Annotated in this window: 10 protein-coding genes and 1 pseudogene; 7 read left to right on the top strand and 4 right to left on the bottom strand. The window is 59.3% G+C overall.

The window, feature by feature from the left end:
• The 3 genes from ACLFKU_RS37930 to ACLFKU_RS37920 all read left to right on the top strand — a co-directional run bounded on the left by ACLFKU_RS37930 (position 1) and on the right by ACLFKU_RS37920 (position 2,847).
• The gene (locus tag ACLFKU_RS37930; RefSeq protein ID WP_410852602.1) at positions 1-1,014 is read left to right on the top strand and encodes a succinylglutamate desuccinylase/aspartoacylase family protein; all 1,014 of its coding nucleotides are present in this window, start codon (positions 1-3) and stop codon (positions 1,012-1,014) included.
• A 74-nt stretch (positions 1,015-1,088) separates the two neighbouring features.
• The gene (gene ehuB / locus ACLFKU_RS37925; protein WP_410852601.1) at positions 1,089-1,973 is read left to right on the top strand and encodes an ectoine/hydroxyectoine ABC transporter substrate-binding protein EhuB; all 885 of its coding nucleotides are present in this window, start codon (positions 1,089-1,091) and stop codon (positions 1,971-1,973) included.
• 61 nt (positions 1,974-2,034) lie between these two features.
• A complete protein-coding gene (locus ACLFKU_RS37920; protein ID WP_410852600.1) occupies positions 2,035-2,847 on the top strand; it encodes an Asp/Glu/hydantoin racemase in 813 nt (270 codons plus the stop codon).
• 441 nt (positions 2,848-3,288) lie between these two features.
• Here ACLFKU_RS37920 and ACLFKU_RS37915 read toward each other — a convergent pair whose 3' ends face one another.
• The 3 genes from ACLFKU_RS37915 to ACLFKU_RS37905 form a co-directional block, all read right to left on the bottom strand.
• A complete protein-coding gene (locus ACLFKU_RS37915) occupies positions 3,289-3,453 on the bottom strand; it encodes a hypothetical protein (RefSeq protein WP_410852599.1) in 165 nt (54 codons plus the stop codon).
• Positions 3,450-4,556 (bottom strand): IS5 family transposase, encoded by a 1,107-nt coding sequence (locus tag ACLFKU_RS37910; RefSeq protein ID WP_410852613.1) that lies wholly within the window; start codon positions 4,554-4,556, stop codon positions 3,450-3,452. The genes ACLFKU_RS37915 and ACLFKU_RS37910 overlap by 4 nt, the downstream gene beginning before the upstream one ends.
• Before the next feature lie 88 nt (positions 4,557-4,644).
• Complete coding sequence (locus tag ACLFKU_RS37905) at positions 4,645-5,184, bottom strand: Lrp/AsnC family transcriptional regulator (protein WP_410852598.1); 540 nt, start codon at positions 5,182-5,184, stop codon at positions 4,645-4,647.
• 186 nt (positions 5,185-5,370) lie between these two features.
• On the opposite strand from ACLFKU_RS37905, the gene mdeB reads away from it, so the two are divergent.
• The 4 genes and pseudogenes from mdeB to ACLFKU_RS37885 all read left to right on the top strand — a co-directional run.
• Positions 5,371-8,085, top strand: coding sequence for an alpha-ketoglutarate dehydrogenase (gene mdeB, locus ACLFKU_RS37900; RefSeq protein ID WP_410852597.1), 2,715 nt, complete (start codon positions 5,371-5,373; stop codon positions 8,083-8,085).
• Between the two features lie 27 nt (positions 8,086-8,112).
• Positions 8,113-9,750: a biosynthetic-type acetolactate synthase large subunit gene (ilvB, locus tag ACLFKU_RS37895; protein WP_410852596.1), complete on the top strand. Its 1,638-nt coding sequence runs from the start codon at positions 8,113-8,115 to the stop codon at positions 9,748-9,750.
• A 146-nt stretch (positions 9,751-9,896) separates the two neighbouring features.
• The gene (gene aceF / locus ACLFKU_RS37890) at positions 9,897-11,198 is read left to right on the top strand and encodes a dihydrolipoyllysine-residue acetyltransferase (RefSeq protein WP_410852595.1); all 1,302 of its coding nucleotides are present in this window, start codon (positions 9,897-9,899) and stop codon (positions 11,196-11,198) included.
• A 43-nt stretch (positions 11,199-11,241) separates the two neighbouring features.
• Positions 11,242-11,463: pseudogene (locus ACLFKU_RS37885) on the top strand (biotin/lipoyl-containing protein); the annotation flags it as partial.
• Between the two features lie 191 nt (positions 11,464-11,654).
• Here ACLFKU_RS37885 and ACLFKU_RS37880 read toward each other — a convergent pair.
• Entirely contained in the window at positions 11,655-13,184 is a 1,530-nt protein-coding gene (locus ACLFKU_RS37880) for a SulP family inorganic anion transporter (RefSeq protein ID WP_410852594.1), read from the bottom strand.
• Between the last annotated feature and the right edge of the window lie 157 nt (positions 13,185-13,341).

The following is a 13,341-nucleotide window of genomic DNA, read 5'->3' as shown; positions in this document are numbered from 1 at the left end:
ATGTCGACTCCCACCCGTATCTGGTCGCCTATCAGCTTTGAAAAGGAGGGCAAACAGGCAGGCTCGTTGCGCCTGCCGATTTCCAGTGATCTCTCAGCGTATGGCTGGATCCCGATTCCGGTAGTCTGCGTGAAAAATGGGAAAGGACCTACCGCTGTCTTGTTCGCTGGAACTCACGGAGACGAGTACGAGGGTCAGATAGCGCTGCTTGAACTTGCCCGGGAAATCTCTCCAGACGATGTCAATGGCAGAATCGTTATCCTTCCCTCGCTCAATTTTCCGGCGGTTGAGGCGGGACGGCGTGTGTCCCCCATGGACGAAGGCAATCTCAACCGTGTCTATCCGGGCAAGGCTCACGGCACGCCGACAGAGATGATCGCGCATTATGTGACGTCGGTTCTGCTGCCGATGGCGGACCTGGTTGTCGACCTTCACTCCGGTGGAAGGTCGCTGGAATACGTTCCATGTGCGCTGATCCGCCCATCGGCTGACGCCGAGCGGCACGCGCGATTGATGCAGCTCGTCAGTGTATTTGGCGCGCCAGTTAGCTATCTTACTGACGGTAAAGGTGGCGGAGGAAATACGACACTTCCCGCTTCCGCTGAAGCGCAGGGAGTTCCTGTCATTACCGCTGAACTAGGCGGCGGTGCGACGCTCCAATATGTCGGGAAGAAGATTGCCAGCAACGGGGTTCGTCGCCTCTTGCATCATATGGGCATCTACAGAGAAGACTCGCTTCATGTACCAGCGCCTACGAGATTCACGGAGGTGCCGACGCGTGACTACTTTGTTTATGCAGATGACGACGGGCTATTCGAACCCGCCGTTGCGGTTGGAGCTGACGTGGTCGCGGGGCAGCTGGCAGGGTATCTCCACTCCATCCATCGTCCTACGTCCGCTCCGGTAGAGCTGTGTTTTCCTGTAGACGGCATGGTGGCATGTCGGCGCTTTCCCACGCTGACGAGGCGGGGGGATTGTCTTTTCGGTCTAATGAAAGATTTTGTATTTCCGTAGGATTACTAAAAGTTGAATTCCATGGGATAACGCACTGGACGCGCCCATGGAGCCAAATCGCAGAGAGGGATGAGATGAAAAATGATTCAAAATGGCGCTGTGCTTTCCTTGTTGCAGTGTTTGCTCTTGCGTTGAGCGCGACCATTAGCTCGGCCCGAGCTCAGACGCTTGGTGACAAGGTAAAAAACGATGGAACCGTTACAATCGGGGTTCACAATCGTTGGCCGTGGGGATACGAGACGGATTCGGGGGAAGTCACTGGGCTTTATCCTGATGTATTTAAGGCTGTGACAGACGGCATGGGCGTCAAAAAAGTGGACTTCATCGTGATGGATTTTGGCGCGCTCATCCCGAGTCTGCTGTCCAGGCGGATCGATGCGGTCGCCTCCGGTATGGCTATCACGCCTGCACGCTGCAAGCAGGTCGCCTTCTCAGACCCTTTTCAGGCTAATGGTGACGCGTTACTAGTGAAGAAGGGAAATCCGCTCAAGATCCACAGCTACGCCGACATCGCGAAGAACCCGGCCATTCGTATTACTGACATCAGGGGGGCTTCTACCACTGAGAACGCCGTTGCTGCAGGCATTAAGCACGATCGTATCCAGCTCTACCCGGACATCGAATCGGGTTTAGCTGCACTTCTTGCGGGGCGCTCTGATGCGCTAATGATGGGGCAGGCGACCGCGATCGGCCTGCTTCGCGATCGGAATACCACTGGCGTCGAACGCGCGATGCCTTTCACTGGGTACGTCGAACCGGATGGTCAGGAAAAAAAGAACTATGGAGCGATCGCGTTCAGGCCAACTGACGCGAATTTTGTGAAGCTTTTCAACGAAAGTCTCGCGAAGCGGAAGGCTGACGGAACTATCGCAAAGATTATGGAAAAGTATGGATTCAGCAAGGATGACATTCCGTCAATTAATGTCAAGGCTACGGCTCTTTGCGAAGCGTCAGAGTGACGAACGAGTGAGTGAGCTGAAGCATGACCCTGCCTCAACTTCTAAGCACGCGTGGTATTGAATGACGAATCAATCTGAATCTCAGGCGCGGCAGTGGGTATCCGTACCCTATGAGATCACCACCGGAATCGGCAGTCGCGCGCACATAGGGATGGTGGTGATTTCTAATGATCAGACACTCTCTTACGAAGCGAGAGCAATGCTGTCCCTTCCCGGTATCGCATTGTATGAAAGCCGCGTTCCCACCGCCCGGGGCAGTGGCCAAGCCGTCTCAAAGGACACGCTGAGGCAGCAGGCGGATAAAATCGGGACGGCGATCAAGCTGATAAATTCCATGCGCCCATCTGACGTCATTGCGTTGGGCTGCACATCGGCTGCAATGGTGATCGGGCAGTCGGAACTCGAACGTCTGGTGCGCGAGGTTCACCCAGGCGCACTCGTAACAGACCCTTTCCGTGGAATTAAGGCTGCACTGAAGGCACTAAAATCCAGGAGGATTGGATACGTCTCTCCATATCCCCATGACGTTGCATCAGATATGGTGCACGCATTGGAAAACATGGGAATGGACGTCACCTCAGTTTGTACGTTTTCCAATCCGACCGGTTTTATCGGTGATGAAGCACCTTTCATTTCGCCGGAAAGCGTTGCTGACGCTATTCGAACGGCAGTCCGTACTGCAGATGCGGACACTATTGTTGTTGCGTGTACCCAGATGCGGGCTGCACACGTCATCGACGCGCTCGAACGAGAAACGGGAAAGCGAATCATTTCCTCGAATCAGGCGTTGTGCTGGCATGCCCTGAGACTTGCTGAATGCGACGATGATGTCCCCGGCTGGGGCCAACTCTTTCGCCTGGGGATAGGAGATTAAGCGCTGATCGAAAGACAGAGCTCTGAGCTGTGACAGATGTCTGGCTAGTTGCTTCAGTGTCGTTTGCGAATATCCAGCGCAGGAGCCGAAAATCCGCGCCGTTCGACTCGGCTCTTACGCTTGCAGTCGACGTATGAGTCGCGCTGGGCCAGCCGAGCTTGCGGGGCCACCCAAGGCGTGGTTTCTTTGAGATTCAATAAGGACTCTTTTCTTTCGAGGCGCGAGACTGATGCCCCGCAATGCCACGTCTTTTCCCGAGACTGCGGGCCCCGCGCATCCTGTAAGCGAGAACGCGGGAGAAGTCCTGTTTTCGTTTGCGATTGCGCAGAGCTAAGTCTTTCGATTGTCGTGAGGCTCACTTGATCCGGAGACCGCTTTGCCGTAACACACTGCCGGCATCCAAGGATCGAAGTAGACGAATGGACATTCGATGCAACCTCTCTAGCAGGCTGTTGAAAAGCGCCCCGTCATGAAGATCGAAGCTGTGTTCACGAGGTTTCCGCATGCGATTTGCTGCTGAATTGCGGGTTCGCCGGCTGATTTTTGCGGGCAACGCACCCGGTTGCTGCGCGGGCGCAGCATCATCGCCACGCCGTCGGGGCTCATCGCGTCGCTCCCTGCAGCACCACAGCTGGCATTCGCGCCATGCGGGTCAGATTGCTCGCCACCATCGTCAGCTTGAAGTGCTGGTCGACGCGCCTGAGGCCGCGATAGACCGTCTGGCGGATCCGTCCGACCGTTTTACCCCAGCCGAAATGCTCCTCGATACGCTTGCGGATGATCTGGCTGACCCGGTAGCCCGCATGCCGCGAAGTGCGACCGTCGATTGCGCTACCGCCAGCGCGCTCATCGTTGCGCGCGACGTGCGGCGTCACGTTGCGAGCCCGGCAATCGCTCACGAAGTCGCGCGTGTCATAGGCCTTGTCCGCACCCACTGTCTTCGCATGCGTCCCCGGTACGCAGTCGAGCAGCCGCAAGGCGCTGGCCCGTTCGGCGAAACCATCCGCATGACTGACCACAGCGCCGACCACCAGCCCGGAGCGGTTCTCCATCAGGATGTGGCCGTGGTAGCACAGGATGGCTGGACTCTTTTTACTCTTCTTGAACAGACGTGCGTCCGCATCCGTGCTCGACTCATGCGTATCGTTGCTGCGCCGCTTGCCTTTCCAGTCCGTGTCGGCATTGCGCCCACCGCCTGCTGGCGGTCTATCGTCCGAACCGTCCTTTGCACGGAAGCTCTTGTGACTGGCCCACGCCTGAATCAGCGTGCCGTCCACCGAAAAATGATCCCTGGAAAGCAGGCCACGTTTGTCGGCCAGACTCATGACTTCGGTAAAAAACGCTTCTACCACTTCATGCTCCAGCAGCCGGTCGCGGTTCTTCGAGAACACCGAGTGGTCCCACACGGCGTCCTCGATCGCCAGCCCGACGAACCAGCGGAACAGCAGGTTGTAGCGCATCTGCTCCATCAGCATGCGCTCGCTGCGCACCGAGTAGAACACTTGCAACAGCAGGGCACGCAGCAGTTTCTCGGGTGCAATCGAAGCCCGGCCGCTGTCCGCATAGATCACGCTGAACAACCCGTTGAGCCGCTTCAATGCTTCATTCACCAGCTGCCGGATCGGTCGCAATGGGTGATCAACAGGGACGAAGTCGTCCAGCTTGACCCTCGTAAACAGCCGCTCCTGCATCTCATCAATCCCGCGCATCGCACTCATCGCCCAATCTCATGAACACGATATCCATAACGGCTGTCCTTCGAACCCCGTTTACACGCGACTCAAATTCAACAGCCTGCTAGGTCCATTCCTGACGGACCTCGTCGCCGCTCGGGAGCATGAGGCCTGCAGTCGGAAGCGGCAGCGCGGTCTTATAGCGCACTTGCTTGAGCGCAAAGCTGGAGCGGATGTTCGACACGCCAGGTATTTTCGTGAGCCATTGAACGATGAAGTGCTCAAGGCTTTGCATGTCCGGCACGACAACCCTCAGCAGATAATCAGCATCGCCTGTCATTAGATAGCACTCCATCACTTCTGGCCGATCCGCGATCTCCTTCTCAAAAACACGTAGCGCGTCTTCGACCTGTTGTTCGAGGCTGACCTGAATAAAGACGTTGATACGCAATCCGAGCGCGCCGGCGTCGAGGAGGGTGACGTGTTGCCGGAACAAGCCGAGATTTTCAAGTGTGCGTACGCGATTGAAACAGGGAGTGGGGGAGAGGTTAACAGCGCGTGCGAGCTCAGCGTTTGTGATACGCGCATTGTCCTGCAACTGCCGCAGGATCGCGATGTCGGTGCGATCCAGCCGGCGGGTTGGGAGCTTTGTTTCAGACGTCATAGTATGGAAATCTCACGGGAGAATGCGTTCCCAGAATTTATACCCTATCTGCAGCAAAAACTACCAGCAAAAGAGACGCACATTTTGTGAGGCGCTAGTTAAGCTCTTCTTATCCCATCGGACCGCGCAGTTCGACCTGCACGAGTTTCGAAGCTCAAGAATCTCACTGTTCAGCCTGGAGTCGCCATGACCGATTTATCGAGCGGTGCCAAACCCGTTCTTGCCCTCACTCAGACCCGTATCGACGGCGACCCGCAGGAGACTGCCGAGTGGCTCGCCGCGCTGGATGGCGTGGTGGAGCATGTTGGACTCGAGCGCGCCCAGTATGTTTTCGACCGCCTGGCCGCGCATGCGTTGTCGAGCGGCATTGCAACGGCGCGCGCGAATGTCACGCCCTATACGAACACCATCCCGGTCGACCAGCAGCCGCCGTATCCAGGTGACATCGATACGGAAGAGCGACTTGCCGCCGCGTTGCGCTGGAATGCGCTCGCGATGGTGGTGCGGGCGAACCGGGCTTATGGCGAACTCGGGGGACATATTGCGAGCTACGCATCGGCGGCGGATCTTTTCGAGGTAGGGTTCAACCACTTCTTTCGCGGCGCGAACGATGCGCATGGTGGTGACCTCGTCTATTTTCAGCCCCATTCGTCGCCGGGGGTATACGCGCGCGCATTCCTTGAAGGTTTCCTGAGCGAGCAGCATCTGGAGCACTACCGTCGCGAGATCGCGGGTCCGGGTCTGTGTTCATATCCGCATCCGTGGCTGATGCCTAACTTCTGGCAGTTTCCAACGGGATCGATGGGCATCGGCCCTATCAACTCGATCTACCAGGCGCGCTTCATGCGTTACCTGCAGAACCGTGGATTGCTCAAAACGGAAGGTCGGAAGGTCTGGGGTTTTTTTGGCGACGGCGAGATGGACGAGCCCGAATCGATTGGGGCGTTGTCGCTTGCGGCCCGTGAGGGACTCGACAATCTCGTTTTCGTGATTAACTGCAATCTGCAGCGACTTGACGGCCCCGTGCGAAGCAACGGCCGCATTATTGACGAGCTCGAGGCGCAATTCACGGGAGCGGGCTGGAACGTCATCAAGGTCGTGTGGGGTTCTGATTGGGATGGTCTTTTCGCGCGCGATCGCACCGGCGCGTTGTTGCGCGCGTTTGCTCATACCGTCGATGGACAGTTTCAGACCTTCTCGGCCAATGACGGCGCCTACAACCGCGAACGCTTCTTCGGACAGAACGAGGAACTGGCTGCGCTCGCCGCGCATCTGAGCAACGACGACATCGACCGTCTGCGACGGGGCGGGCACGACGTGCGCAAGCTGTATGCGGCGTACGACCAGGCACTGAAACATGGCGGTCAGCCCACGGTTATTCTCGCGAAGACAATGAAGGGCTTCGGCATGGGGGCGATCGGGCAGGGCCGGATGACCACGCATCAGCAGAAGAAGCTCGACGTCGAACAACTGAAAGCGTTTCGCGACCGTTTCCGCTTGCCTCTCTCCGACGAGGACGTCGAGCAGCTGCGGTTCTACAGGCCGGCGGACAACAGTCCGGAAATGCGGTACCTGCATGCCCGGCGCGAAGCGCTTGGTGGTTATCTGCCCCGCAGAAGGACAGCCGCGTCGCAAACGCTGCCCGTCCCGGCGTTGTCGGCGTGGGGGCAATTCGCCCTCGAAGCCGGCGGTAAGGAGATGTCGACGACGATGGCGTTCGTGCGGATGCTCGGGAGCCTTCTGAAAGACGCGTCGCTCGGCCGTCGCATTGTTCCCGTGGTTGCCGACGAGGCACGCACGTTCGGTATGGCGAACCTGTTCCGGCAGGTTGGGATCTATTCGCCGCTCGGGCAGCTGTACGAGCCCGAAGACATGGGCTCAATGCTGTACTACCGGGAGGATACGGGCGGGCAGATACTGGAAGAGGGCATTTCGGAGGCGGGCGCCGTGTCCTCGTGGGTCGCCGCCGCCACTTCATACAGCGTGCACGACCTGCCCATGCTGCCGTTCTACATCTACTACTCGATGTTCGGTTTCCAGCGCATCGGCGATCTGATCTGGGCCGCGGCAGACCAGCGTGCACGTGGCTTCCTGATCGGTGCGACGGCGGGCAAGACGACGCTCGGTGGCGAGGGGCTTCAGCATCAGGACGGCACGAGCCATCTGGCGGCTTCGACGGTACCTAACTGCCGCGCCTATGATCCCGCGTTCGCATACGAGGTGGCCATGATCGTCGACGAAGGCATGCGCGAGATGATCGAACGTCAGCGCGATGTCTTCTATTACCTGACGGTGACGAACGAGAACTACGCCCAGCCTTCGCTTCCGGCTGCGCCTATCGAAAGCGTTCGTGATGGTGTGCTCAGGGGCATGTATCCGCTTGACACGACATCGCTTGAACGCGCACAGGTCCAGTTGCTCGGTTCGGGGGCGATTCTTGGGGAAATTCAAGCCGCCGCGCGCCTGCTGAAGGAAGACTGGAGTATCGCAGCGTCGGTGTGGAGCGTCACCAGCTTTACCGAGCTGCACCGGGACGGCGTGGCGGCCGAACGCACCGATCGCCTGTTCGACGAGGATTGTGATCCCTCTCCGTACGTGGCGTCTGCGTTGTCTCGCACTCACGGGCCCGTGGTTGCAGCGACGGACTACGTGCGTGCTGTTCCTGAACTGATTCGTGCGTATGTGCCGCGACGCTATGTGACGCTTGGCACCGATGGTTTTGGACGCAGTGACACCCGAGCGGCTTTGCGAGCGTTCTTCGAAGTCGACCGGTATTCGATTGCGATTGCCGCGCTGAAAGCGCTTGCGGACGACGGTGCAATCGCGGTCGAGGTCGTCAGGCGTGCCGTGGATCGCTATGGCAGGCGTGACGCGAACCGGGCCGCGCCGTGGCAACAGTGATGGGTGGGGCACTACCAGGAGCTAATAATGAAGATTGCGGGTTCTGAGATCCAACAGGTTGTGAAGGCCGGCGCTTCGAGTGGTTCGGGCATGGACGGCCATGCATCGGGTGCACAGATTGTCCTGTCAGTTCTGCGCGGGGAGGGCGTTGATACGGTCTGGGGGTATCCAGGCGGCGCCGTCCTGCCGCTTTACGATGCGTTCCAGGAGTCCGACCATATCACCCATTTGCTGGTTCGCCATGAACAGGCAGCCGTGCACGCGGCGGATGGCTTCGCGCGTGCAACGGGAAAGGTCGGCGTAGCGCTGGTGACATCGGGCCCGGGCGTGACGAACGCGGTGACGGGCATTGCTACGGCGTATTTCGATTCCATCCCGATGGTGGTGGTCTCCGGTAACGTACCCACACACTCCATCGGAACCGATGCGTTTCAGGAGTGCGATGCTGTCGGGATCACCCGGTCTATCGTCAAACATAACTTTCTCGTGCTGGATGTCTCGCAGTTGGCGAAGACGCTCAAAAGCGCGTTTCATATCGCTCGCACCGGGCGCCCGGGACCTGTACTGGTGGATATTCCCAAAGACGTGCTTCAGGCGAAGACGCCCTTGCGCATACCTGAATCCGTCACGCTGCGATCGTACCGTCCACGCACGGATCCTCATGTCGTTCAGGTGCGGCGCGCCGCCGAAGCGCTCGCGCGCTCACGCCGGCCATGCATTCTTGTTGGTGGCGGAGCGGTCGCATCGGCTGCAAGCGAAGAGATTGCGGAACTCGTGCGGCGACTCGATGCCCCGGTGACGAACACGTTGATGGCGCTCGGCACCTTTCCCGCCTCAGACCGGCGGTGCCTCGGAATGCCAGGACTGCATGGAACGTACGAAGCCAACATGGCGATGCAGCATTGCGACGTACTGATCGCGCTCGGTGCGAGGTTCGATGATCGGGTCGTCGGGAACACAGGAGCGTTCCAGTCAGATCGAAGGACGATTATTCATGTTGATATCGACCCCGCGACGATCGACAAGCGGGTGCAGGTTGACGTTCCGATCGTGGGAGACGTAAAGACCGCGGCGCGCGGGATACTGGAGCAGCTCCGGGCGCAGCGTATCAACGATGGGAATCGCAACGACTGGTGGAAAGAGATAGAGAACTGGCGTGAAAGGCGCTGCCTCGCCTATGAACCGGACGCTGATGTGATCAAGCCACAGTTCGTCATTCAACGGCTTTGGGAAGTCACTGGAGGCGATGCCTATATCTGTTCCGACGTCGGACAGCACCAGATGTGGGCTGCGCAGCTGTATGGATTCGACAAGCCTCGTCGATGGATCAACTCGGGCGGCCTCGGGACGATGGGTGTCGGACTGCCCTATGCGATGGGCGTCAAACGCGCACTTCCTGACGCGGATGTGGTCGCAGTGACCGGGGACGGCTCGATCCAGATGTGCATCCAGGAGCTGTCGACCTGCAGGCAGTACGACCTTGGCGTGAAAATTGTCTCCCTTAACAACGGCTACCTCGGCATGGTAAGGCAGCTGCAGCACGTCAACTATCGCGACCGTTACTCCCACTCGTACATGGACGCGTTGCCTGACTTTGTCGCGCTCGCCCGCGCATACGGGCACGTCGGCTTTCGCATCGAGCGACCGTGCGATGTCGACCGCTAGTTCAACATGACCAGAATTTCTGGCACCGCGGTGCCTGCTGCCTGTTCCGGCCTTGAGACATTCATGAGACACACTACGAATCGATCGTTGCTCTCGCTTTGGAACGCGATTGGGAGAATACAGAAGTGCATGTAACAGAGATTAAGGTGCCTGACATCGGCGACTACAAGGGCGTCCCCGTCATCGAGGTGCTGGTTGCGCCGGGTGATGTAGTACGGGAAGAGCAATCGCTGGTTACGCTGGAGTCGGACAAGGCCACCATGGATGTGCCGAGTCCTTTTGGCGGCGTCGTTCGTGAAATAAAGCTCAGGGTCGGAGATGCCGTGTCGGAAGGCTCGGTCATCCTGCTCATGGAGCCGCACGGCGCGTTGGCCGAGGTGGTGACCAGTGAGGCGGCCTCCCGGGCGAGCTGCGGGCTCCATGACCGTCCACACATTGTTAATGAACTGCCTGAACCTGCAGCCCGTCCTTCCACGCCTGGGTTAGCGGCTGTAATCGCGGAGAAGGACGCTGGGCTGGGCGGATCAAGCCATGCTTCGCCGTCGGTGCGTAAACTGGCGCGCGATCTCGGCGTGGACGTTGCCCGCGTTACGGGTACGGGTCCGAAGGGCCGTATCACGCAGGACGACGTCACCGCGTTCGTGAAGGGCGTGATGGCGGACCAGCTCGCAGCACCGGCCGGCGCGGCAGCCGCACCGGCTGCGGGCGGCTCGGGCCTGAACCTGCTGCCCTGGCCGAAGGTCGATTTCACGAAGTTCGGCCCGATCGATACGCAGCCGCTCTCGCGCATGAAGAAGATATCCGGCGCGAATCTGCACCGCAATTGGGTCATGATTCCGCACGTTACGAACAACGACGAAGCGGATATCACGGACCTCGAAGCGCTGCGCGTGCAGCTCAACAAGGAAAACGAGAAGGCGGGCGTGAAGTTCACGATGCTCGCGTTCGTGATCAAGGCGGTGATCTCGGCCCTGAAGAAATTCCCGACCTTTAACGCGAGCCTCGACGGCGATAACCTCGTCTTCAAGCAGTACTACCACATCGGTTTTGCCGCGGACACGCCGAACGGCCTCGTGGTTCCGGTGATTCGCGACTCGGACAAGAAGGGTCTCGTCCACATCGCCAAGGAAATGGCCGAGCTCTCGAAGCTAGCGCGCGAAGGCAAGCTCAAGCCGGACCAGATGCAGGGCGGCTGCTTCTCGATCTCGTCGCTCGGCGGCATCGGCGGCACGCATTTCACGCCGATCATCAATGCGCCGGAAGTCGCGATCCTCGGCCTGTCGAAGAGCGCGATGAAGCCGGTGTGGGACGGCAAGCAGTTTGTGCCTCGCCTCATGCTGCCCCTGTCGCTTTCATGGGATCACCGCGTCATTGATGGCGCAGAAGCCGGCCGCTTCAATGCGTATCTCGCCACGATTCTGACCGACTATCGACGGGTATCGCTTTGACCCGCGACAAGCCCCGGGACAACCGCACGGAAGAAACTAATAAATGATGCTTATCCAAGTAAAAGTGCCGGACATCGGCGACTTCAGGGACATTGAGGTCATCGAAGTCAACATCAAGGCCGGTGATGTGATCGAGAAGGAGCAGACGCTGCTCTCGCTCGAGTCGGACAAGGCCACGATGGAAGTGCCCAGCGACGTCGCGGGCACCGTCAAGGAAGTGAAGATCAAGGCCGGCGACAAGGCTTCGCAGGGCACAGTGATCGCTCGCCGAATTCCATCGCCTATGCACGATCAGTTCCGGTGTATTGTTTCGCTGGCTGATCGAGCAGCGCTACGTGCTGGCGAAAATTCGCTTCCCATCGCAACTTTCGGACGCGGTAGTCCCAGTTTTCTCGCAATGACGATCGGGCCTGCTAGACCCGTTCGTCATGGATCGCATCCACTGTTGGCGTGCGGTCAGACGCTTGACCGCGGTGCAGGAGGTAGCACCGTAGCGGCGTCTCGCACCTCCACCGCGATCGACCGCAGTGGCGCCTCGGCAATAAAACGGTCTAGCAGTTCGCGCACGTCGTGGTCGATGAAGTCGGCGCGGGTTGTGTCGACGATGAGGGTCGCCCGATCCGGGATATGCGCTAGCATCTCCTTGAGCGCCACCTTGCCGAGAAACGACACATCCTTGCGAAACGAAAGCAGGAAATGGTCGTCGTGTCGCGCGAGGGCAATAGGCCGATGCAGATTCGCCCACAACGCGAGCGCGGCGCTGCACAGCACACCGAGAACAATTCCAGTGAGCAGATCGCTGGCGAGCACCCCGGCGATCGTTACAATGAATGGAGTGAACGATGCCGCTCCCTGTTTCGCGAGCGTAATGAACAGCGACGGTCTGGCGAGCTTGTAGCCGGTTTGAATGAGAATGGCCGCCAGACTCGCGAGCGGAATCAGGTTGATCGCATCCGTGAGCGCGAACATGCTGACGAGGAGCAGCACGCCGTGCACGATTGCGGAGAGCCGGCTTCGCGCGCCGGCGTGGACGTTGGCCGAACTGCGGACGATGACGGATGTGATGGGCAATCCCCCGATGACACCTGCCATCATATTGCCGACCCCTTGCGCTTTGAGTTCGCGATTCGGTGGTGCGACGCGACGCTGCGGGTCGATCTGCTCGACGGCTTCGAGGCTCAGGAGCGTTTCTAGACTGGCGACAACGGCAAGCGTCAAGGCGACGATCCATATTTCCGGATCCACAAGGCGCGCGAAGGTCAACCCGAACTCAGGTAAATGCAAGGCGTCCCCGAGCGCCGCGAACGATTTGATGGCCGGCAACGCTACGCGGTGCTCAGGTGGCAACGCGAGCGTGGCGCCTAGCGCGCCGCACACCAGCGTCGCGCTTACGCCCGCAACTACGACGACAAGCGGCGCGGGCACGAACCGCACTAGCGCGAAGCGTCTCAATGTATGCGTGTCCCAGGCCGCAAGGATGGCGAGCGAGATGGCGGCGACAGTACAGACGATGGGCGAGATGGATGCAAGCGCGCCTGCCAACGATTCGGTGTTGCGACCCGACGTCAGACCCACTGCAAGTGGGATCTGCTTGACGATCAGCAGCAGTCCGATGGCGGCGAGCATTCCCTTGATGACGGGTGTGGGCACATACGAGGCGAGCTGGCCGGCCCGAAGCGTCCCGAAGCCGAACTGGATGACACCCGACAGCAGCAATGCAATAAGGAATGCAGAGAAACTACCGAGACGCCCGATGCCGTCGACGACGATCACGACGAGGCCCGCGGCGGGGCCGCTCACACTGAGGGGCGATCCGCTGAGCAAGGCAACGACGATGCCACCAACGATGCCAGACACTAGCCCGGCTAGCGGCTCTGCGCCGGAGGCTTCTGCAATGCCGAGACACAACGGCAGCGCGACGAGAAAGACTACAGCGCCGGCAGCGAGGTCACGTAGAAGCGCAGACGGGAAAACTCTCGAAGTCATGATGGAAGCGAAAAATAGTGAAGGGTGGATACCCCGACGCCAAATTTGTGCGACTGCGATTTTTTGGTGAACGAGGTAAGCGGAGCGATCTGGAGAGACGGGTCAGACGGGGGCGATTGCCTTCGTTGTTTCAGGCTCGAAGCCCGACTCGAGTTCG

This window comes from Paraburkholderia sp. EG304, from assembly GCF_046543485.1.
GTDB classification, from domain to species: domain Bacteria; phylum Pseudomonadota; class Gammaproteobacteria; order Burkholderiales; family Burkholderiaceae; genus Paraburkholderia; species Paraburkholderia youngii.
The sequence above is the reverse complement of the archived record's forward strand: the minus strand, read 5'-3'. Positions and strand labels throughout refer to the sequence as shown.

Coding starts and splice junctions, on each gene's coding strand:
- ACLFKU_RS37930 (WP_410852602.1), top strand. CDS start 1: ATGTCGACTCCCACCCGTATCTGGTCGCCTATCAGCTTTGAAAAGGAG.
- ehuB (WP_410852601.1), top strand. CDS start 1,089: ATGAAAAATGATTCAAAATGGCGCTGTGCTTTCCTTGTTGCAGTGTTT.
- ACLFKU_RS37920 (WP_410852600.1), top strand. CDS start 2,035: ATGACGAATCAATCTGAATCTCAGGCGCGGCAGTGGGTATCCGTACCC.
- ACLFKU_RS37915 (WP_410852599.1), bottom strand. CDS start 3,453: ATGAGCCCCGACGGCGTGGCGATGATGCTGCGCCCGCGCAGCAACCGG.
- ACLFKU_RS37910 (WP_410852613.1), bottom strand. CDS start 4,556: ATGCGCGGGATTGATGAGATGCAGGAGCGGCTGTTTACGAGGGTCAAG.
- ACLFKU_RS37905 (WP_410852598.1), bottom strand. CDS start 5,184: ATGACGTCTGAAACAAAGCTCCCAACCCGCCGGCTGGATCGCACCGAC.
- mdeB (WP_410852597.1), top strand. CDS start 5,371: ATGACCGATTTATCGAGCGGTGCCAAACCCGTTCTTGCCCTCACTCAG.
- ilvB (WP_410852596.1), top strand. CDS start 8,113: ATGAAGATTGCGGGTTCTGAGATCCAACAGGTTGTGAAGGCCGGCGCT.
- ACLFKU_RS37880 (WP_410852594.1), bottom strand. CDS start 13,184: ATGACTTCGAGAGTTTTCCCGTCTGCGCTTCTACGTGACCTCGCTGCC.